19 protein-coding genes are annotated in these 20,891 nt (G+C 69.4%); 11 read left to right on the top strand and 8 right to left on the bottom strand.

Annotation, left to right across the window (positions count from 1 at the left end; all coding sequences use genetic code 11):
* Positions 1 to 164 precede the first annotated feature (164 nt).
* Complete coding sequence (locus tag ACFWI9_RS25025) at positions 165 to 1,697, bottom strand: S8 family serine peptidase (RefSeq protein ID WP_387165295.1); 1,533 nt, start codon at positions 1,695 to 1,697, stop codon at positions 165 to 167.
* A gap of 268 nt (positions 1,698 to 1,965) precedes the next feature.
* Here ACFWI9_RS25025 and ACFWI9_RS25020 point away from each other — a divergent pair, with 268 nt between their 5' ends.
* The 3 genes from ACFWI9_RS25020 (at position 1,966) to moaA (ending at position 5,148) form a co-directional block, all read left to right on the top strand.
* Positions 1,966 to 2,340, top strand: coding sequence for a DUF485 domain-containing protein (locus ACFWI9_RS25020; protein ID WP_387165294.1), 375 nt, complete (start codon positions 1,966 to 1,968; stop codon positions 2,338 to 2,340).
* Positions 2,337 to 3,980, top strand: a complete 1,644-nt coding sequence (locus ACFWI9_RS25015; protein WP_387165293.1) for a cation acetate symporter — start codon at positions 2,337 to 2,339, stop codon at positions 3,978 to 3,980. The genes ACFWI9_RS25020 and ACFWI9_RS25015 overlap by 4 nt, the downstream gene beginning before the upstream one ends.
* Before the next feature lie 178 nt (positions 3,981 to 4,158).
* On the top strand, positions 4,159 to 5,148 hold the full coding sequence (gene moaA, locus ACFWI9_RS25010; RefSeq protein ID WP_387165292.1) for a GTP 3',8-cyclase MoaA: 990 nt from the start codon (positions 4,159 to 4,161) through the stop codon (positions 5,146 to 5,148).
* A 27-nt stretch (positions 5,149 to 5,175) separates the two neighbouring features.
* Here the strand turns inward: moaA and ACFWI9_RS25005 are convergent, their stop codons facing one another.
* Together ACFWI9_RS25005 and ACFWI9_RS25000 are read right to left on the bottom strand one after the other, a co-directional pair.
* Positions 5,176 to 5,421 carry a hypothetical protein gene (locus ACFWI9_RS25005; protein WP_387165291.1) on the bottom strand — a complete coding sequence of 82 codons (246 nt, stop codon included), beginning with the start codon at positions 5,419 to 5,421 and terminating at the stop codon, positions 5,176 to 5,178.
* A gap of 281 nt (positions 5,422 to 5,702) precedes the next feature.
* The gene (locus ACFWI9_RS25000; RefSeq protein WP_387165290.1) at positions 5,703 to 6,047 is read right to left on the bottom strand and encodes a DUF3099 domain-containing protein; all 345 of its coding nucleotides are present in this window, start codon (positions 6,045 to 6,047) and stop codon (positions 5,703 to 5,705) included.
* A 264-nt stretch (positions 6,048 to 6,311) separates the two neighbouring features.
* Between ACFWI9_RS25000 and ACFWI9_RS24995 the strand changes: the two genes are divergently transcribed.
* The gene (locus tag ACFWI9_RS24995) at positions 6,312 to 6,587 is read left to right on the top strand and encodes a GlsB/YeaQ/YmgE family stress response membrane protein (protein ID WP_387165289.1); all 276 of its coding nucleotides are present in this window, start codon (positions 6,312 to 6,314) and stop codon (positions 6,585 to 6,587) included.
* 101 nt (positions 6,588 to 6,688) lie between these two features.
* On the opposite strand, the gene tyrS is transcribed toward ACFWI9_RS24995, so the two are convergent.
* From tyrS to ACFWI9_RS24980, 3 genes are all read right to left on the bottom strand, one after another.
* Positions 6,689 to 7,960 (bottom strand): tyrosine--tRNA ligase, encoded by a 1,272-nt coding sequence (gene tyrS / locus ACFWI9_RS24990; protein WP_387165288.1) that lies wholly within the window; start codon positions 7,958 to 7,960, stop codon positions 6,689 to 6,691.
* A gap of 64 nt (positions 7,961 to 8,024) precedes the next feature.
* Positions 8,025 to 9,425 carry a metallopeptidase TldD-related protein gene (locus tag ACFWI9_RS24985; protein ID WP_387165287.1) on the bottom strand — a complete coding sequence of 467 codons (1,401 nt, stop codon included), beginning with the start codon at positions 9,423 to 9,425 and terminating at the stop codon, positions 8,025 to 8,027.
* The gene (locus ACFWI9_RS24980; RefSeq protein WP_387165286.1) at positions 9,422 to 10,945 is read right to left on the bottom strand and encodes a TldD/PmbA family protein; all 1,524 of its coding nucleotides are present in this window, start codon (positions 10,943 to 10,945) and stop codon (positions 9,422 to 9,424) included. Before ACFWI9_RS24980 ends, ACFWI9_RS24985 begins: the two co-directional genes overlap by 4 nt.
* Positions 10,946 to 11,260: 315 nt before the next feature.
* On the opposite strand from ACFWI9_RS24980, the gene fabG reads away from it, so the two are divergent.
* From fabG to ACFWI9_RS24950, 6 genes are all read left to right on the top strand, one after another.
* Positions 11,261 to 11,980: a 3-oxoacyl-[acyl-carrier-protein] reductase gene (gene fabG, locus ACFWI9_RS24975; protein ID WP_387165285.1), complete on the top strand. Its 720-nt coding sequence runs from the start codon at positions 11,261 to 11,263 to the stop codon at positions 11,978 to 11,980.
* 4 nt (positions 11,981 to 11,984) lie between these two features.
* Entirely contained in the window at positions 11,985 to 12,752 is a 768-nt protein-coding gene (fabI, locus tag ACFWI9_RS24970; protein ID WP_387165284.1) for an enoyl-ACP reductase FabI, read from the top strand.
* A 227-nt stretch (positions 12,753 to 12,979) separates the two neighbouring features.
* Entirely contained in the window at positions 12,980 to 13,318 is a 339-nt protein-coding gene (locus tag ACFWI9_RS24965) for a hypothetical protein (protein WP_387165283.1), read from the top strand.
* Between the two features lie 162 nt (positions 13,319 to 13,480).
* Positions 13,481 to 13,597 (top strand): SGM_5486 family transporter-associated protein, encoded by a 117-nt coding sequence (locus ACFWI9_RS24960; protein ID WP_387165282.1) that lies wholly within the window; start codon positions 13,481 to 13,483, stop codon positions 13,595 to 13,597.
* 168 nt (positions 13,598 to 13,765) lie between these two features.
* On the top strand, positions 13,766 to 13,969 hold the full coding sequence (locus tag ACFWI9_RS24955) for a hypothetical protein (protein ID WP_387165281.1): 204 nt from the start codon (positions 13,766 to 13,768) through the stop codon (positions 13,967 to 13,969).
* A gap of 90 nt (positions 13,970 to 14,059) precedes the next feature.
* A complete protein-coding gene (locus ACFWI9_RS24950) occupies positions 14,060 to 14,602 on the top strand; it encodes a SixA phosphatase family protein (RefSeq protein ID WP_387165280.1) in 543 nt (180 codons plus the stop codon).
* A gap of 242 nt (positions 14,603 to 14,844) precedes the next feature.
* Here the strand turns inward: ACFWI9_RS24950 and serB are convergent, their stop codons facing one another.
* Positions 14,845 to 16,059 (bottom strand): phosphoserine phosphatase SerB, encoded by a 1,215-nt coding sequence (serB, locus tag ACFWI9_RS24945; protein ID WP_387165279.1) that lies wholly within the window; start codon positions 16,057 to 16,059, stop codon positions 14,845 to 14,847.
* 186 nt (positions 16,060 to 16,245) lie between these two features.
* The gene (locus tag ACFWI9_RS24940; RefSeq protein WP_387165298.1) at positions 16,246 to 18,003 is read right to left on the bottom strand and encodes a streptophobe family protein; all 1,758 of its coding nucleotides are present in this window, start codon (positions 18,001 to 18,003) and stop codon (positions 16,246 to 16,248) included.
* A 244-nt stretch (positions 18,004 to 18,247) separates the two neighbouring features.
* On the opposite strand from ACFWI9_RS24940, the gene ACFWI9_RS24935 reads away from it, so the two are divergent.
* On the top strand, positions 18,248 to 20,833 hold the full coding sequence (locus ACFWI9_RS24935; RefSeq protein WP_387165278.1) for an FHA domain-containing protein: 2,586 nt from the start codon (positions 18,248 to 18,250) through the stop codon (positions 20,831 to 20,833).
* Positions 20,834 to 20,891: the final 58 nt, after the last annotated feature.

Genomic DNA, 20,891 nt, shown 5'->3' with positions numbered 1-20,891 from the left:
GCGCGCCCAACTTCTGTTTCTCGCGGGGTTTTTTTTTGTTAATTTATGTATTTCGCTTGTATCATTTCGTCATTTTTTGGGGGTGGGCGCCACCCGCCCCCGCCCCGCCCGCGAGCTCCGCCCCGCCCCCCCACTCGCTCAGGCTCAGCCCGAGTCACCGGCACTCAGCGGCGCACCGCGTCCAGCGCGTCCGCCATACCGGCCCCGTAGAAACCGTTCTTGCTCTTGCCGCCCTCGCACACCGCGTCGATGGTCCCGTCGCCGTTGATGTCGTACGGGTCACCGCACGCCGTGTCATCGGCCTGCGCGTACAGCAGCGCCTTCACCTCGGCGGCCGAGGCGCGCGGGTGGGTCGACTTGATGAGCGCGGCGACACCCGCGACGTGCGGCGACGCCATCGACGTTCCGGCCTTGTAGCCGTAGCCGCCGTTCATCACCGTGGACAGGATCAGTCCGCTGGTCGCCGGGGCGTCCGGCTTCTGGTAGGCAGTCGAGTCGCCGCCGGGCGCGGAGATGTCGATGATGCCGTTGCCGTAGTTCGAGTACGAGGACTTCAGGCCCTTCGCACCTGTCGCGGAGACCGTGACGACGCCCGGCAGCATGGTCGGGTAGTCGAGGCACTCGCGCGGGTTGACGAGGCGCGTCACCGGCGTGGTGTCGTTGGGGCTGGTCGCGTCGGTGAGCTCGTCCGCCGCCAGGTCCATCTTGGAATTGCCGGCCGCGGCCACGTTCACCGCGCCCTTGCGCTCCGCGTACCGGGTGGCCCGGGTGACCGACTCGAGCAGGGCCTTCTGGTCCTCGTCGGTCTTGCAGGCGAACAGCCACGGGTCGGTGTAGTAGCTGTTGTTGGTGACGTCGGCACCGTGCTCGGCGGCCCAGACGAAGCCGCAGACGACCGACTCGGTGTAGAAGAAGCCGTCCGGGTTGGAGACCTTGATGCCGGACACCTTCACACCCGGCGCCACACCGGTGACACCGATGCCGTTCTTGGCCGCGGCTATGGTGCCCGCCACGTGGGTGCCGTGGTCGCTCTCACCGGCGGCCGGACGCCAGGCGCCGGGGGTGGTGTCCGGCTTTCCCGTCACGCAGTTGGCGGAGGCCCCGACATCGAAGTTGGGCGCGAGATCGGGGTGGGTGTCATCGACGCCCGTGTCGATCACGGCCACCGTGACCTTCTTGCTGCCCAGCGTCTTCTGGTGGGCCTTGTCCGCCTTGATGGCGGGCAGGTCCCACTGGAGCGGCTCGAACGGGTCCTGCTCGTCCGTGGCCTTCGCGCTCGCCTTGGCCGCCTCGGCCGCGCCGAGGGGCTGCTCCACACCGGTGGCGGTGTCGGTCTGCGGGGTGATCGGCGCGGTGCGGGTGGCGCCCGCCGACGCGACGCCCCTGACAGTTCGGATCTGCTTGGCGAAGTCCGGGTTCTGCGAGTGGACGACGATGACACCGATCTGGTCGTACGCGATCACGATCGTGCCGCCGGCCTTCTCGATCGCCCGCTTCACCGACTTCGCGTTGCCGTTGCCGCCGTGGGTGTTCACGACGTACGACAGCAGCGGCCCGTCGGTCGACACGGCGGCCGGGGCCTCGTCGAGAGGGGCGGCCGAAGCGGCGCCCGTGGGCAGGAAACCGAGCGAGGCCGTGAGCGCCAGGCCGGCGGGCAGCGCTATCGCGCGCGTGCGCCTGGATCGCAGATGAGCCATGGGTTCTCCACATCATCCGTAATGTCCGCCCAGACACCCCTGTTGCGAATGGGCGGGTACATGACGAGTGAAGTTATCCCGATCATCGGAGCACATCAACGACTTCGGTGTGAAAACCCGGAGTGAACCTGTGAATAGCGGACTGTGAGTGAACCTCAGGCCCCAGTACACCGTGTGTTGTCAGGGGAGCCGCACGAGCAGCACCCGCGCTCCCGCCGCGAGGTCCCCTCGCCCCAGGCCCACCGCACCCGAGTCACGAGGAGATTCCGTGGCCACCAACGCACCTCCGCCACCGCCCAGCGGCATCGACACCCTGCCCGCCCAGCTCACGACACAGCAGTTCACCGAGGTGCAGGAGAGCGCGGAATTCGGCGAACTGCGCCGCGCCTACCGTTCCTTCGCCTTCCCCCTGACCGTCGCGTTCATCGCCTGGTACCTGCTGTTCGTTCTGCTGTCCAGCTACGCCGGCGGCTTCATGGGCACCAAGCTCTTCGGCAACGTCAACGTGGCACTGGTCTTCGGTGTCGCCCAGTTCGTCAGCACCTTCCTGATCGCCTGGTTCTACGCCCGTTACGCGGCCGGGAAGCTCGACCCCAGAGCGGAAGCCATCAAGTCCCGTATGCAGAGGGAGACCGGCGCATGAGCGGCACCAGCACCCTGTACGGAGCCGGGACCCGGCTCGCGGCGTCGAGCGCCACCAGCGAGCACCGGACGCTGATCATCGCGCTGTTCGCGGCCTTCGTCATCGCGACGCTCTGCATCACCGTCTGGGCCGGCCGCCAGACCAAGAGCGCCGCCGACTTCTACGCGGGTGGACGCCAGTTCACCGGGTTCCAGAACGGCCTGGCCATCTCCGGGGACTACATGTCCGCCGCCTCGTTCCTGGGTATCGCCGGAGCCATCGCCCTCTTCGGGTACGACGGCTTCCTGTACTCCATCGGCTTCCTGGTCGCCTGGCTGGTCGCCCTGCTGCTGGTCGCCGAACCACTGCGCAACTCCGGCCGGTTCACGATGGGCGACGTCCTCGCCTACCGTATGCGCCAGCGCCCCGTGCGCACCGCGGCAGGCACCTCCACCATCGTCGTCTCGATCTTCTATCTGCTCGCCCAGATGGCCGGCGCCGGCGTGCTCGTCTCGCTGCTGCTGGGGATCACCAGCGACGCCGGGAAGATCGCGATCGTGGCCCTGGTGGGCGTATTGATGATCCTCTACGTCACCATCGGCGGGATGAAGGGCACCACCTGGGTGCAGATGGTCAAGGCCGTACTGCTCATCGCGGGCACCCTGCTCATCACCTTCCTCGTGCTGCTGAAGTTCGGCTTCAACATCTCCGAACTGCTCGGCAAGGCGGCCGAGGAGAGCGGCAAGGGAGCCTCGTTCCTGGAGCCGGGTCTCAAGTACGGCGCCACCGGCACCTCCAAGCTGGACTTCCTCTCGCTCGGCATCGCACTGGTCCTCGGCACCGCGGGTCTGCCCCACATCCTGATCCGCTTCTACACCGTGCCCACCGCCAAGGCGGCGCGAAAGTCCGTCATCTGGGCCATCGGCATCATCGGCGCCTTCTACCTGATGACGATCGCGCTCGGCTTCGGCGCCGCGGCCCTCGTCGGAGCCGATGAGATCAAGGCCTCCAACAAGGCGGGCAACACAGCGGCTCCCCTGCTCGCCCTCCATCTCGGCGGCACCGACTCGGCGGGCGGGGCGATCCTGCTCGCCGTGATCTCCGCGGTCGCCTTCGCCACGATCCTCGCGGTCGTCGCCGGGCTCACCCTCGCCTCATCGTCGTCGTTCGCCCACGACATCTACGCCAACGTCATCCGCAAGGGGAAGGCGACCGAGCAGGAGGAAGTACGGGCCGCGCGCTGGGCGACCGTCTTCATCGGCATCGTCTCCATCGCCCTCGGCGCCATGGCCCGCGATCTGAACGTGGCCGGCCTGGTCGCCCTGGCCTTCGCGGTCGCCGCGTCGGCGAACCTGCCGACCCTCCTCTACAGCCTCTTCTGGAAGCGGTTCACCACCCAGGGCGCCCTCTGGTCCATCTACGGCGGTCTGGTCACGTCCGTGCTGCTGGTGCTGTTCTCGCCGGTCGTCTCGGGCAAGGAGACCTCGATGTTCCCCTCGGCGGACTTCGCCTGGTTCCCGCTGGAGAACCCCGGGCTTGTCTCCATCCCGCTCGGCTTCCTGCTCGGCTGGATGGGATCGCTGCTCTCCAGGGAAGAGCCGGACAAGGGCAAGTACGCGGAGCTGGAGGTCAAGTCCCTCACAGGCGTCGACGCCCACTGAGGAGCGGATCGACATACGCCTGACCTGGGCCGCGTCGTAGAGTCCTACGAAGACCTACGGCGCGGCCCCGCCGTTCCTCGTGGAAATCGGCACCTGTGACTGCCGGAACTCTCACGTAGGCTCGGCGTTGGAGGAGTTTTCCGTACACGCTTTCCGGACATGGGGGAGGGGGCCCGCAGTGCTGATCGACACTTATGGCCGAGTGGCCACCGACCTGAGGGTTTCACTGACCGACAGGTGCAATCTGCGCTGCTCCTACTGCATGCCCGAAGAGGGCCTGCAGTGGCTCAAAAAGCCGGAGCTGCTCAGCGACGACGAGATCGTCCGGCTGATCCGCGTCGCCGTGACCGACCTCGGTATCACCGAGGTCCGCTTCACCGGCGGGGAGCCCCTGCTCAGGCCCGGACTCGTTGGGATCGTCCAGCGGTGTGCGGAGCTCGCGCCCAGGCCGAAGATGTCCCTGACCACCAATGGCATAGGTCTGCGGCGCACCGCGAGCGCACTCAAGGCGGCCGGCCTCGACCGGGTCAACGTCTCCCTGGACACCCTGCGGCCGGAGGTCTTCAAGGCCCTCACCCGCCGTGACCGCCACCACGATGTGCTGGACGGCCTGCGCGCCGCCCAGGAAGCCGGACTCACCCCGGTCAAGGTCAACACGGTCCTGATGCCCGGACTCAACGCCGACGAGGCCCCGGAACTGCTCGCCTGGGCCATCGAGCACGGCTACGAGCTGCGCTTCATCGAGCAGATGCCCCTCGACGCGCAGCACGGCTGGAAGCGCGACGGCATGATCACCGCTGGTGACATCCTGACCTCGCTGCGCACGCACTTCAGCCTTGTGGCCGAGGACGAGGGCGCCCGCGGCTCCGCCCCCGCCGAGCGCTGGATCGTGGACGGCGGGCCGCACCGGGTCGGTGTCATCGGCTCCGTGACCCGTCCCTTCTGCGCTGCCTGCGACCGGACCCGGCTCACCGCGGACGGTCAGGTCCGCACCTGCCTGTTCGCTCAGGAGGAGACCGACCTGCGCGGGGCACTGCGCTCGGGCGCCCCCGACGAGGAGATCGCACGGATCTGGAAGACCGCGATGTGGGGCAAGAAGGCCGGGTCCGGGCTGGACGACCCGTCCTTCCTCCAGCCCGCGCGCCCCATGTCGGCCATCGGAGGCTGAGAAGCGCGGCCATCGGCCGAGCTGAGCTCAGCCGTCGGAGGCCGAGCGTGAAGACCACTCGCCGAGCGTCACGACGTCCTTCAGGAAGCCCCGCACGCCGAGGAACTGGGAGAGATGCTCGCGGTGCTCCTCGCAGGCGAGCCAGGTCTTGCGGCGCTCCGGTGTGTGCAGCTTCGGGTTGTTCCAAGCCAGCACCCAGACCGCGGGCACACGGCAGCCCTTGGCGGAACAGATCGGGGTCTCGTCACTCACCCGGTCATTGTCCACGATCATCCATCGCGGTGATCGGCGCCCAGGCGCCCGGGCAGCGGTGCGAACGGCGGGCGGACGGTGCGCTGATGGCGGACACGACGGTGGACAAAGCGACGCCGAGCAGCCACGGGGGGAGCTGCCCGGCGTCGGTCTGTCGCTCCGACGGGGGATGCGGAGCGCACACGCAGTATGTCACGGGGGACCCCCTGTAGTGCACCGGAACCGCATGATTTGATTTGAGCTCTTCTTGAGGTTCCCGTTCCGTATCCGTCGCCGGCCCGCGAGTACCCGCCCGGCCCACGTCAGCCCTGCTGGGCCCGCCCTTCCGCTTGCCCTTCCGGCTGGTGCGTGCCCGGCTCGATGGCGGGCTGCGCCGGCATGGGAACGAAGGCGGACGGCAGGGACGGAGGGCGCTCCCGTCCGGCGTTGGCGATCACCACGGCGACATACGGGAGAAGAGCGCCCAGTACCAGTGCCACGATCGCCACATGCCGCTCGACGTTCCAGAGCACCGCGGCAAGGATCACGGACACCGTCCGGATCGACATCGAGATCACATAGCGCCGCTGCCGCCCGCGTACATCGTCCGTCAGCCCCTGCCGGGCACCGGTGATCCGGAAGACCTCGTTCGAATTGTGCTTCCGCATGACATTCCACCGCCCGAGCAAACGCGCCGGGCTCTCCCCGGCCCGATCCTGCCTCCACCGTACGCCGCAGCCGGTACCGCCATGAGACAGGGGCGCCTATGCCCCGCATAACAGCCCCGTCACGCGATGTGGGAACCAGTCCGACATGCGCCGTATGGCGGATGGGATGAAACTGACGGATATCCGCGGGATAGCCGCGTACTCGGATATCCCACGCCGCATTTCCGCGTCACTGCTCACGTCAAGCCGAATCGGGAGGCAGCCATGGGCTGGTTGTGGGCGATCATCGTCGGGTTCGTGCTGGGTCTCATCGCCAAGTTGATCCTGCCAGGCAAGCAGCACAGCCCCCTCTGGCTTATCACGATCTTCGGCATCATCGGCGGGGTCGCGGGCAACGCCCTCGCCAACGCCTTCGGGGTCGGCGAGACCCCGGGTATCGACTGGACCCGGCACATCCTCCAGATCGTCGCCGCCGTCGTCATCGTCGGCCTCGGCGACATGGCCTATATGAACGTACGCGCCAGAAAACAGAGGGCCTGAGAACGGCAGCGGCCCGGCGGAGATCGCCTCCACCCGGCCGCTGCGCATGTCTCAGGACTCGGTCCACCTCCGGGGCGCTGCGCGTGTGCGCCCCGGCGAGCTCAGCCCGCCGCGCCCACCTCGACCGCCGCCAGGTTCTTCTTGCCCCGGCGCAGCACCAGCCAGCGGCCGTGCAGCAGATCGCCCGTCGCCGCCACGGCGTCCTCGGCGGTCACCTTCACGTTGTTCACGTAGGCACCGCCCTCCTTGATGGTGCGGCGGGCGGCCGACTTGCTCGCCACCAGGCCGACCTCCGCGAAGAGGTCCGCCACCAGGCCCGGCTCGGACACCTGCGCGTGCGGCAGCTCCGAGAGCGCCGCGGCCAGCGTCGCCTCGTCCAGATCCGCGAGCTCGCCCTGGCCGAACAGCGCCTTCGATGCGGCGATGACCGCCGCGCACTGGTCGGCGCCGTGCACCAGCGTCGTCAGCTCCTCGGCCAGGGCCCGCTGTGCCGCCCGGGCCTGAGGGCGCTCTTCGGTCTGCCGCTCGAGCTCTTCGAGCTCCGCACGGCTCCGGAAGCTGAGGATGCGCATGTAGGTGGAGACATCGCGGTCGTCCACGTTCAGCCAGAACTGGTAGAACGCGTACGGCGTGGTCATCTCCGGGTCCAGCCAGATGGCCCCGCCCTCGGTCTTGCCGAACTTGGTGCCGTCCGCCTTCGTCATCAGCGGCGTCGCCAGCGCGTGCGCGGTGGCGTGCGGCTCCAGTCGGTGGATCAGGTCCAGGCCCGCGGTGAGATTGCCCCACTGGTCGCTGCCGCCCTGCTGCAAGGTGCAGCCATGGCGGCGGTACAGCTCCAGGAAGTCCATGCCCTGGAGCAGCTGGTAGCTGAACTCGGTGTAGCTGATGCCCTGGTCGGACTCCAGCCGGCGGGCGACCGAGTCCTTGGTGAGCATCTTGTTGACCCGGAAGTGCTTGCCGATGTCCCGGAGGAACTCGATGGCGGACATACCCGCCGTCCAGTCCAGGTTGTTGACCATGACCGCGGCGTTCTCGCCCTCGAAGGACAGGAACGGCTCGATCTGGGCGCGCACCCGCTCCACCCAGGCCCCGACGGTCTCCGGGTCGTTCAGAGTGCGCTCCGCTGTCGGCTTGGGATCACCGATCTGACCCGTCGCCCCGCCTACCAGCGCCAGCGGGCGGTGCCCCGCCAGCTGGAGCCGGCGCATGGTGAGCGCCTGCACCAGATGTCCGACGTGCAGGCTGGGCGCGGTCGGGTCGAAACCGCAATAGAACGTGACGGGACCGTCCGCGAACGCCTTGCGCAATGCGTCCTCGTCAGTGGACAGGGCGAACAGCCCGCGCCACTTCAGCTCGTCGACGATGTCCGTCACGTCTCTCGCTTCTCCTCAGCTGGTTTCGACAGGTTCCGACTGGTGCCGATGAACAGCTACGAGGTTATACGCCCTGGCTGACCGAACTCATATTGAAGTCCGGCACCCGCAGCGGGGGCATCGCGGCCCGGGTGAACCAGTCGCCCCACTCGCGGGGCAGTGTCTTCTCCGTCCGCCCCGCCTCGGTCGCCCGCCGCAGCACGTCCACCGGCGACTCGTTGAACCGGAAGTTGTTCACCGCACCGGTCACCTCGCCGTTCTCCACGAGATAGACCCCGTCCCGGGTCAGCCCGGTCAGCAGCAGAGTCGCCGGATCGACCTCGCGGATGTACCAGAGGCAGGTCAGCAGCAGTCCGCGCTCGGTGGCCGCGACCATCTCCTCCAGGGAGCGCTCCCCGCCGCCGTCCAGGATCAGATTGTCTATACCGGGGGCCACCGGAAGCCCGGTCAGGCCCGCGCTGTGCCGGGTGGTGACCAGACGGTCCAGCGCGCCGTCCCGCACCCACCGGGTCGGCTCCAGCGGAAGGCCGTTGTCGAAGACCGAGGCGGTGTCGCCCGAGGCGTGCGCGATCACGAAGGGCGCGGACTCCAGCCCCGGCTCGTTCGGATCGCTGCGCAGGGTGAGCGGCAGCTCGGTGAGGGACTCGCCGAGCCGGGTACCGCCGCCGGGCTTGGAGAACACCGTCCGGCCCTCCGCCGCGTCCCGCCCAGCCGACGACCACATCTGGTAGATGAGCAGATCGGCGACGGCGGTCGGCGGGAGCAGCGTCTCGTACCGGCCGGCGGGCAGGTCGATACGCCGCTCCGCCCAACCGAGCCGGGTGGCCAGCTCCGCGTCCAGCGCGGTCGGGTCGATGTCCTTCAGATCCCGGAAGTCCCGGGTGGAACGCCCGACCCAGGCGGACCGCGTCCGGTCCGGGGACTTGGCGTTGAGCTCAAGGGTGCCGGTGGGCTGGTCATGACGGAGCCGTACGCCCGTCGATGTGCCGAGATACGTCGAGGTCAGCTCGTGATGGGCAAAACCGTACAGCTCGCGGCCTGCCGAACGGGCCCTGGCGAACGCCTCACCGAGCGCGGGCGCGAAGTCGGCGAACACCGCCGACGAGGTCTCGGCCGGCGCCTCCGCGAAGTCCGCTGCCGCCGGGGCCCCGGCGACCAGCGGCTGGGCGTCCTCCGCGGGACCGGCCGCCCGCGCGGCCGCCTCGGCGGAGCGCACCAGCGGCTCAAGGTCCTCGGCGGTCACCGCCGAACGTGACACCACTCCCGACGCGGTGCCCTGCGCCCCGTCGACCGTGGCGATCACGGTGAGCGTGCGCCCTCGCGTCACACCGTTCGTGGTCAGGGCGTTTCCGGCCCAGCGCAGATTGGCGGACGACTGCTCGTCGGCGATCACCACGCAGCCGTCGGCGGTGGACAGTTCGAGGGCCCGCTCGACGATCTCGTGCGGCTTGCTGACGGGGCTCATCGACCGGCCTCCTGAGTGGTGTTCAAGATGTTGACGCCGCGGAACAGCGCGGACGGGCAGCCGTGCGACACCGCCGCCACCTGCCCCGGCTGGGCCTTCCCGCAGTTGAACGCACCGCCCAGCACATAGGTCTGCGGGCCGCCGACCTTCTCCATCGAGCCCCAGAAGTCCGTGGTCGTGGCCTGGTAGGCGACATCGCGCAACTGCCCGGCCAGCCGGCCGTTCTCGATGCGGTATGCCCTCTGCTGGGTGAATTGGAAGTTATAACGCTGCATGTCGATCGACCAGGAGCGGTCACCGACCACGTAGATCCCGCGCTCCACCCCGCCGATCAGGTCCTCCGTCGACAGACCGCCGGGCTCCGGCAGCAGCGACACGTTGGCCATCCGCTGTACCGGGACATGCCCGGGGGAGTCCGCGAACGCACAGCCGTTGGACCGGCCGAGTCCGGTGAGCCGGGCGATACGCCGGTCGAGCTGGTAGCCGACGAGAGTGCCGTCCTTGACCAGGTCCCAGCTCTGCGCCTCGACGCCCTCGTCGTCGTAGCCGATCGTGGCGAGACCGTGCTCGGCCGTCCTGTCCCCGGTCACGTTCATCACCTGAGAGCCGTAGGCCAGCTTGCCCAGTTGGTCGAAGGTCGCGAAGGAGGTGCCCGCGTACGCCGCCTCGTAGCCCAGTGCCCGGTCCAGTTCGGTGGCGTGGCCGATCGACTCATGGATGGTCAGCCACAGGTTGGACGGGTCCACGACCAGGTCGTACCGCCCCGCCTCGACACTCGGCGCGCGCATCTTCTCGGCGAGCTGCTCGGGGATCTCCTCCAGCTCGGAGTCCCAGTCCCAGCCCGTGCCGGTCAGATACTCCCAGCCGCGGCCCACCGGCGGTGCGGTCGTCCGCATCGAGTCGAACTCACCAGTCGACTCGTCCACGGCGACCGCCGTGAACTGCGGGTGGATCCGCACCCGCTGCTGGGTGGTGACCGTGCCCGCGGTGTCCGCGTAGAACTTGTTCTCATGGACCGTGAGCAGCGAGGCGTCCACATGTGCCACGCCCCGCGCCCTCAGCAGCCGCGCGCTCCAGTCGGTCAGCAACGCGGACTTGGCCTCGTCGGCCACGGTGAACGGATCGATCTCGTACGAGGAGACCCAGGTCCGGTCCGCGTGCACCGGTTCGTCAGCGAGCTCGACCCGCTCGTCGGACCCCGCCGCCGCGGTCACCTGCGCGGACAGCTTCGCCATCGCCACGGCCTGACCGGCGACCCGGGCCGCCGCGTCCATGGTCAGATCGACCCCGGACGCGAAACCCCACGCACCGCCGTGCACCACACGTACCGCGAAGCCGAGATCGGTCGTGTCGGACGATCCCGCGGGCTTCGCGTCCTTCAGCCGCCACGACGCGCTGCGCAGGCGCTCCAGCCGGAAGTCGGCGTGCTCCGCGCCGAGTGCCCGCGCCCGCGCGAGCGCGGCATCGGCCAGCGCCCGCAACGGGAGCGCCAGAAACGTCGGATCGATGTCATGGGGCACAGGCGGCCTCTCCTTCTCGTCTTCCTCGCGGTGCGTGCTCGATACGGGGTGCGCGCTCGACCACCAAGCGAAGTCAAGCATGCGGCGGCGACGGTTCCGAGGGGGATTCCGCCCTTGTGGCGGCCATACGCCAAGATCGGCCGCCGAGGCACCGGTTCCCGGTCGCCGGACCGCGCCGACTGTAGGGTCCCCACAGCGTACGGGGGACGCCACTGTCGCAGGACGATTCCCTCCCACGGCTGCGGGAGGGATAGGTTTTCGCAGGACAGTACGTGCGCAGATCCGCAATCAGGCCGCTAACGAAAGGGTGATCCGTTGAGCCGCTCGGTTCTCGTCACCGGAGGAAACCGGGGCATCGGCCTCGCCATCGCCCGCGCTTTCGCCGAGGCCGGCGACAAGGTCGCGATCACCTACCGCTCGGGTGAGCCGCCGGAGGAGCTGGCCAAGCTGGGCTGCCTCGCCGTGCGCTGCGACATCACCGACGCGGACCAGGTGGAGCAGGCCTACAAGGAGATCGAGGACAAGCACGGTCATGTGGAGGTGCTGGTGGCCAACGCCGGCGTCACCAAGGACCAGTTGCTGATGCGGATGTCCGAGGACGACTTCGTCTCCGTGCTCGACACCAATCTCACCGGCACCTTCCGGGTCGTCAAGCGAGCCAACCGCGGCATGCTGCGCGCCAAGAAGGGCCGTGTCGTGCTGATCTCGTCCGTCGTGGGCCTGCTCGGGTCGGCAGGCCAGGCCAACTACGCCGCCTCCAAGGCCGGACTGGTCGGGTTCGCCCGGTCCCTCGCCCGCGAACTCGGATCGCGGAACATCACCTTCAACGTCGTCACGCCCGGCTTCGTCGACACCGATATGACCAGGGCGCTCAACGACGAGCAGCGCGCGGGGATCGTCTCCCAGGTGCCGCTCGGCCGTTACGCGCAGCCGGAGGAGATCGCCGCCACGGTGAAGTTCCTCGCCTCCGACGACGCCTCGTACATCACTGGAGCCGTCATCCCCGTTGACGGCGGACTGGGAATGGGTCACTGATCACATGAGCGGAATCCTCGCCGGCAAGCGCATCCTCATCACGGGTGTGCTGATGGAGTCCTCCATCGCCTTCCACGCCGCGAAGCTGGCCCAGGAGGAGGGCGCCGAGGTCATCCTCACGGCCTTCCCGCGGCCCACCCTGACCGAGCGCATCGCCAAGAAGCTCCCCAAGCCCGCCAAGGTCATCGAGCTCGACGTCACCAACGACGAGCACCTGGCCCGGCTCGCCGACCTGGTCCGTGAGGAGCTGGGCAGTCTTGACGGCGTCGTGCACTCCATCGGCTTCGCGCCGCAGGACGCGCTCGGCGGCAACTTCCTCAACACGCCGTTCGAGTCCGTCGCGACCGCGATGCACGTGTCCGCGTTCTCTCTGAAGTCGCTGACCATGGCCTGCCTGCCCCTGATGCAGAACGGCGGCTCGGTCGTCGGCCTCACCTTCGACGCGAAGTTCGCCTGGCCGCAGTACGACTGGATGGGCCCTGCCAAGGCCGCGCTGGAGGCCACCTCCCGCTACGTCGCCCGCGACCTGGGCAAGCAGAACATCCGCTGCAACCTGATCTCGGCCGGCCCTCTCGCCTCCATGGCCGCCAAGTCCATCCCGGGCTTCGCCGACCTGGCCGCCGTGTGGGACCACCGCTCCCCGCTGGAGTGGGACCTGAAGGACCCGGAGCCGGCCGGCCGCGGCATCGTCGCCCTGCTGAGCGACTGGTTCCCGAAGACCACGGGCGAGATCATCCATGTGGACGGTGGTCTGCACGCCATCGGCGCCTGATGCCGCGACGTCCATCACGTATCGTGACGTAACGGACATGTAACGCCTGGTGTACCCCGTACGCCGCCGATGCCCCGGTCACCCGCTGTGCGCGGGGGGCCGGGGCGTCGCTCGTTCGGAGTAACGGAACGGGCGCCACCCCCGCCGGTCGGGGGACGCTGGAGGAGCAATCCCTTCTTGTGGTGCAGCAGCGGCTTGTGCCGCCGTACGGCCGAGGAGGTCTGCTTGTGCGTACGTCATGGTTTTCCGTGGCCGTGCTGGGGACGCTGACGAGTCTGCTCCTGCCCGCGTCGAGTGCCGCATCCCTGCCGCGCGGGGAAGTGCCACCGATTCCCTTCGGCGCGGACTGCGATGTGGTGGTCCAGGGCTCGCGTGCCACCGCGTACTGCCGTAACTCCTACCTCGACACCGACCGCGTGCAGTTGCACGTCGAATGCGCCCGGTGGTGGGACATCGACGCGGACAGCGATCCCGTCGACGTGAACCCCACGGCCTACGCCACCCTCACCGAACGCTGCTGGATGGAGATAGGCAACGCCTGGGTGACCCATGTGCGCGTGTCCTGATGTGTGGTTTCCGGTGGGGCCGACCCGTCCCCGTCACGGGCGCTACGGGCGCGGGCGGGCGTCTCGCAGGCACCTGACGGGAGCCGGGCGGTGTTGCGGCGCTCGCCGGGGAGGTCGGGACCGGACGGTGGAGGACCCAGCGGGGGATGCGACACTGACGGCATGCCTGTGCTCGACCCGAACCCCCCGAACGGCCAGAAAAAGCTGCTGCTCGTCTTCGGCACGATGATCGCCATCACCGTGGTGATCGGGATCATCGCCTCGATCGCCTCGCCCTGAACCAGCGGCCGGTAGGGCTGTCCCCCTGTCCCCTAGGGGGCCGGTGTCAGGGTGAAGTGGGTGGATCACCGGATGGGATACCGGAGGCGTGATCCGTAGGTTGGAGGCAGCTCGGCGATCCAGTCGAGCAGCCAGCCCCGTCCACCAGCGGCCCTCACGGAGGCGGTCATGTCGGCCCTTACGCGTACCCGGACACGTGCCCCTGCAGCGGCCGGTTCCGAGATACGGCTGCCCTGGTGGGCGCTTGTGCTGCCGGTGGTCGCCTTCGCCGCGCTGCTTGTGCTGATGACGGCCTCCGGTGAAGCGCATGCCGCGGGTGGTGACGTGTCGGCCGGTTTCCTGCTGGAGCGCATACAGTCGCTGACGGGCTGATGAACGGCCCGGCGGTGGCTCTGCGGCCTCCCCGGCGGCCGTCGTCAACACCCTGCGCCCCATGGCTGGATTCATGCGAAGCTGGGGACCATGAGTGCCGCTGAACTTTCCGGAGACGCACCCCCCGCGACCCGGAGGATCGTCCTGCTCCGCCACGCGAAGGCCGACTGGCCCGAGGTCTCCGACCATGAGAGGCCACTTGCCGAGCGGGGCCGTATGGACGCCCCGATCGCCGGACGCAGGCTCGCGGAGACCGGCATCTCCTTCGGTCTGGCCCTCTGCTCGACCGCGACGAGAACCCGTGAGACCTGGAAGCTGGCGGTCCACGAGCTGCCGCACCGCCCCCGTACCGTCTACGAGGAGCGCATGTACGAGGCGTCCCTCGGCGACCTCATCGCGTTGCTCAACGAGATCCCGGACGACATCGACGATCTGCTGCTGATCGGTCACAACCCGGGTATGCACGCCCTCGCGGACGCTCTCAGCGGCACGGTCGAGGGTGACGCCCTCGCCAGGATGAACCGGGGCGGCTTCCACACCGCCGCGTTCGCCGTCATCGGCTTCTCCGGCTCCTGGAAATCCGTCGAGCACGGCGTGGGCAGGCTCCTCGACTACTGGGCGCCGCACGAGTAGCGCGGAGCGCGATCCGGCCGCGACGTGCGGTACGCATTCGGATGGTCGGGAACACCTCGCAACCCCGCGCCCCGGGGTGCCGGTCGACCCCGGCCACCCAGCCCGGCACGGGGTCCCCCGGACGAAGCCCGGGGGAGTTTGATGCCGGACACTCCGGCCCACCGCATGGGGTGGGGTACACCGGACACGCCCGCGCCCCGTGCGACTGTGCGGCACGGGCTCGGGCGACCCCGAGAACCCGGTCAGTCCTCGTGTACGTCCGCGGCTTCGACCTCTTCACGGGTGATCCCGAGCAGATACAGCACCGCGTCCAGGAAGGGCACGTTCACCGCCGTGTCAGCCGCCTCGCGTACCACCGGCTTCGCGTTGAAGGCGACACCGAGACCCGCCGCGTTGAGCATGTCGAGATCGTTCGCACCGTCGCCGATCGCCACCGTCTGCGACAGCGGCACACCCGCCTGCGAGGCGAACCGCCGCAGCAGCCGTGCCTTTCCCGCCCGGTCCACGATCTCCCCGGTAACCCGCCCGGTCAGCTTGCCGTCCACGATCTCCAGCGTGTTGGCAGAGGCGAAATCAAGTCCGAGCCGCTCCTTCAGGTCATCCGTGACCTGGGTGAACCCGCCCGACACGACGCCGACTTGGTAGCCGAGGCGCTTCAGCGTACGGATGAGCGTCCGGGCACCCGGGGTCAGCCGCACCTCCGCGCGCACCTTGTCCACCACCGAGGCGTCCAGCCCGGCCAGCAGTGCCACCCGCGCGTGCAGGGACTGCTCGAAGTCCAACTCACCGCGCATCGCCGCGGCGGTCACCTCCGCGACCCGGTCCTCACACCCGGCGTGCGCCGCGAACAGCTCGATGACCTCGTCCTGGATCATGGTGGAGTCCACGTCCATCACCACCAGACGCTGCGCCCTGCGGTGCAGCCCCGCGGACACCACCGCCACATCCACACCGATCTCCGCCGCCTCCGTGGCCAGCGCGGTGCGCAGCGGCTCGGTCTCACAGCCGGACACCGCGAACTCCACCGCGGTGACGGGATACTTCGCCAGCCGGAAGATACGGTCGATATTGCCCCCGCAGCCGGTGATCCTGGAGGCTATGGCCGCCGCCGACTCCGCCGTCAGCGGATGCCCGAGCACGGTGACATGGGAGCGGCCGCTGCCCCGAGGCCGGTTGTCACCGGTACCCGAGATGATCTCCGCCTGGAGCCTCAGCGACTCCGCCCAGGTGTGCACGGTGGAGCGCAGCTCGCCTTCGACCCCTGTGGACGGCGCCGTGACAAGGACGCACAGCGTGATACGGCCACGCGTGACGATCTGCTCGATGTCGATCACATCGAGCGCGTAGGCGGCGAGAGTGTCGAAGAGTCCGGCCGTGATCCCGGGACGGTCCTTCCCGAAGATCTTGACCAGAAGGGTGGGGACGTCGGACGTCTGAGGGGGCTGCGATGCGCTCATGGTGCTTCCCACGTTATCGGGCACTCCGTGCCACGCGCCGCCCCGTCCCGCGGAGCGGACTGCCGTCGGCCCGCCGGACAGCGCGGCAGGTGCCGTAAGGGTCGCTTCCGGGTTTCGGCAGGTGGTCCCCGAGGTGACGGGCAGGACAGCTGCCCTGTGCCGGGACCGGTGACGTGGTCGACGTGATCAGCGACGTGTCGGCGGCGCCCCTGGAGGTGGCGGCCCGTCGGGAGGCCCGTCCCATGGCCGGTCCCGTAGGCCATCCGGGGGAGTCCGCCTGGGTCCGGGCGGGCCGGGCGGCCTCGGCGGCGGGGGCGGAGGCAGTACGGGGCCGGCCACCGTCTCAGCCCCGTGCAACCCCCGTCCCGGGGCCCCGCGCCGCCTGTGCACCGGCGGCTCCCGCCTGCCGCGCTCGGGTGGCTCCCGCCCGTCCGGCAGCCTCAGATAAGGGTTCGTATCCGCGTTCGGCGGGCGATACGGCGCCGACGGACGATACGGCCCCGCGAGCGGTCCCAGCGGCGTGCCTCCCGCGACGGCGAGCGGTGCCGCTCGCGCACCGGCCACCCCCGACGCGCACGCCGCCAGCGCCCCCAGACCGCCCGGCACCGCGCCCCACACCGCACCCAGAAGCACGCCCATGCCAGGGTCGCCGCGCAGCTCAAGGTGCCCTCCGAACGCGTCGAAACCGAGCACCGACAACGAGGCGTCCGCCGACACCCGCGTCAGCAGCACCACCGCCGGAAGCGCCACGGCCCACGCCAGCCCCAACGCGAGCGCACACCTCCCCGCGAACGCCACCGCCCCCATCCCGGCGGGCCGAGGCGTACGCACCGCCGCGAGTATCCCGCCGCACAGCATCAACGCGGCACCGGCAACCGCGAGCAGCCACACCCGGCCGTCGTACTCCGCGAGCCGCCCCACCGCGACCGGTTCGTCAGCCGCCACCCGCAACAGCTCGTCCATCGGACTCGGCAACGCCTTCGCCAGTTCACCGCCGGCCTTGCCGTGCCAGGGCACCAGCAGGCCCAGCGCCATGCCCGTCCACGCGCCGTTCGGCGCGCCGAGCAGTGCCGCGCCGACGAGCCGTCCCGGCCGGTCGTCGGTGAACCCCGCGTACGCCGCCGCTGCCAGCCCCGCCGCCACCGCGGTCAGCAGCAGGGTCACCACCGCCGACACAGCAGGCCGTACCAGCCGGTGCACCATGTTCCAACCCGGCGGCAGCGGCGTACGGCGCGAGGCGAGCAGAGCGATCAGCAGCACCCCGAGCACCCAGAACAGCGCACCGGCCAGGGAGTCGGCGGTGTTCACGGTGAACCCGACCGAGGCCTTCGCGTCCACCAAGTCCCCGAGCCGATCCGGCAGCAGCCCCCCGATCCCCCCGGAGCCGCCGTCCCCGAGCTCGCCGAGGTCTCCCAGCCCCGGTACCTCCAGCCCGGACCCGTCGTCCGGACCGGCTCCCGGCGCCCCATCGAGCCCCAGAGCCTCACCGTCGAAGGTGATCACGTCGTGCCCCACCCAGGCCAGCGCACCGACCATCCCGAGGAACAACCCCGCCGGTACGCCCGCCCGCGCCGCCAGTTCCGCGCCGGAGAGCCGGCCGCGGGCCCCGCGCAGCGACCTCAGGAAGAAGTGCCCCAGCAGCAGCGCCCCGACCAGCGCCACCCCCAGCGGGATGACATGGACGGCCGTCGACGCCTGGGCACCCTCCAGACCGAAGGCCGACACATCGCCGTACGGTGTGACAGACCCCCCGACCGCGAGCACCGTCACCGCCGCCGTCATGGGACCCAGTGAGCCGCTCGCGTCAGCGCCCAGCAGATGCAGCCCGAGTGCCGCCGTGCCCGCCATCCCGGCCAGCGACCAGCTCACCGCCGCGACCGAGGCCAGGGCCACATCGCCCCAGGGCACCGGCTGTTCGCGGTCCCCGCCGCCGTTCGACGCCATCAGGACCCCCCGATCCACGCGGACTTGTCCCTTTCGTGCACGATCCGTGTGCACTCATGGGCTCTTACCACTTTCCGTGTGTGTTTCTCCGTCGTCAACGGCGCGTTCGGGCACTCGGAGGCACACCGCCACAAGGCCCGGCTTTTGGTTACGGCGGCGAGCCTGAAATAGTTCCTCACGATGTTCGCCATCCCTAGACTCCCTGCGACGGGGGTAGCTCGGGGGACAACTAGTGGGGCATGGAGTGCCGGAACTCGTACTGGAATTGAACGGAAGGACCTGGAGCCTCGATCCGTCCAGGTCGTACACCATCGGACGTGATCCGCAGGGCGACGTGGTGGTCGACGACGCCAGAGTGTCGTGGCGCCACGCCACGATCAGCTGGGACGGCCGGACTTGGGTCATCCAGGACCACGGAAGCACCAACGGCACCTATGCGCAGGGTCGGCGGGTCCACCAGGTGGAGATCAGCCCAGGCTCCGCGGTCCATCTCGGAAACGCCAACGACGGCCCGCGGCTGAATCTGAACGGCGCGGCGAACAGCGACTACGAAGCCCAGGGCGCCGCCGCACAGCAGCCGCACCAGGCACATCAGTCCCCGTACGCCGCCCAGCAGTCCGCCGGCCCGCAGGCCCCAGCCCAGCCGCAGTGGCAGCAGGCGCCCCAGGCGACGCCGCAGCAGCACTGGCAGAAGGACCAGGACCCGCAGCGGGCCCAGGTGCCGCATCAGCAGTCCCAGCAGCCCCCGTACCAGCAGGGCGCCGGGTCCTACGGACAGCACTCCGCGGGGCAGGCCCCTCCGGTGTACGGGGACCGCAGCCCCACCACGTTCCACCAGTTCTCGCTCGGCCGCGTCATGCGCATCGGCCGCGCCCTGGAGAACGAGCTGGTGGTCTCGGACCTCCAGGTGTCCCGCCACCACGCCGAGTTCCACGCCACCCCGGACGGCCGCTACGAGATCCGCGACCTCGGCTCGCACAACGGCACGTACGTCAACGGTCAGCCGTTGGCGAAGTCCGGCTCCGCGCTCATCGGTCCGAACGACATCGTCGGCGTCGGCCACTCCGCCTTCCGGCTCGTCGGCGACCGGCTCGAGGAGTTCGTCGACACCGGTGAGGTCTCCTTCTCCGCCCGCCACCTCACGGTCACCGTCGACGGCGGCAAGCAGATCCTCAAGGACGTCTCCTTCGGCGTCCCCGAGAAGTCCCTGATCGCGGTCATCGGTCCGTCCGGCTCCGGAAAGTCCACCCTGCTCAAGGCGCTCACCGGCTACCGGCCCGCCGACCAGGGCGATGTCCTGTACGACAACCGGAACCTTTACAAGCAGTTCGCCGAGCTCCGCCAGCGCATCGGTCTGGTCCCGCAGGACGACATCCTCCACAAGGAGCTGACCGTCCGCAGCGCCCTCAAGTACGCCGCCAAGCTGCGCTTCCCCGCGGACACCAGTGCCGCCGAGCGCGAGGCCCGCATCGACGAGGTGCTGCGCGAGCTCAAGCTCGACATCCACAAGGCCAAGAAGGTCACCTCCCTCTCCGGTGGCCAGCGCAAGCGTGTGTCCGTGGCCCTGGAGCTGCTGACGAAGCCGTCGCTCATATTCCTGGACGAGCCGACCTCCGGCCTCGACCCGGGTATGGACCGCGATGTGATGCAGCTCCTGCGCGGCCTGGCCGACGACGGCCGCACGGTCCTGGTCGTCACCCACTCCGTGGCGGAGCTGGCGCTGTGCGACAAGCTGCTGGTGATGGCGCCCGGCGGTTCCGTCGCCTACTTCGGCCCGCCGGAGGAGGCGCTGAACTTCTTCGGCTACGACACCTGGGCCGATGTCTTCTCCGCCTTCGAGAACTACCGCGACTACGACTGGGCGGGCCGCTGGAAGGGCTCGCAGCACTACCAGATGTACGCCGCGGACATCGACGCCGTCGCCGCGCAGTCGGTGAGCATGCCGCCGGCGCAGGCGATCAGACCCCCGAAGCCGCAGGGCTGGTTCTCCCAGCTCGGCACGCTGATCCGGCGCTATGTCTCCGTGATCGCCTCCGACCGGGGCTTCCTCGCCCTGATGGTGGCCCTGCCCGCTGTCCTCGGTGCGGTGAGCCTGCTCATCGACGCGGACAAGGGGCTGCTGCCCAACGCGGCGAACGCGCAGGGCAGGATCGTCCCGAACGGTACGGCCACGACCGTGCTGCTGATACTCGCGGTAGGCGCCTGCTTCGCCGGCGCCGCCAACTCGGTCCGCGAGCTGATCAAGGAGCGGGTGATCTACGAGCGGGAGCGCGCGACCGGTCTGTCACGCTCCGCGTATCTGATGTCCAAGGTGATCGTGCTCGGCATGATCACGATGTTCCAGGGCGCGCTGGTCGGTGTGATCGGCTTCTCCAGCCGGACCATCCCCGACGAGGGCCTGATCCTCGGCTCGACCCTCCTGGAGCTCTCGCTGCCGATCATGGCGCTCGGCTTCACCTCGATGATGTTCGGCCTGATCATCTCGGCGCTGGTGAAGACCGCCGAGAAGACCATGCCGCTGCTGGTGATGTTCGCGATCGTCCAGGTCGTGTTCACGGGCTGCCTGTTCATCCTGAACGGCACGGTCGGTGTGAACGAGTTCTCGTATCTGATGCCGTCCCGCTGGGCGGTCGCCGCGGCCGGCGCCACGCTGGACTTCAACAGGATCAGCCCCAACCAGGACGACCCCGGTAACACCGACCCCCTGTGGGACCACGAAGTCGGAGCCTGGACCATGGACATGGCAGCGCTGCTGGCACTCGGCGCACTGTGCGGCTTCCTTGTGGCCCGCTTCCTGCGGCGCCACGAGCCGGAGGTCATGCGCAAGTAGAGGCGTCGTCCGTTTGCTCACGCGTACGCCGGGAGGGCGGCACCCGCAGTGGGGGTGC

It is taken from the genome of Streptomyces sp. NPDC127084 (assembly GCF_042724175.1).
GTDB lineage: Bacteria > Actinomycetota > Actinomycetes > Streptomycetales > Streptomycetaceae > Streptomyces.
The sequence above is the reverse complement of the archived record's forward strand: the minus strand, read 5'-3'. Positions and strand labels throughout refer to the sequence as shown.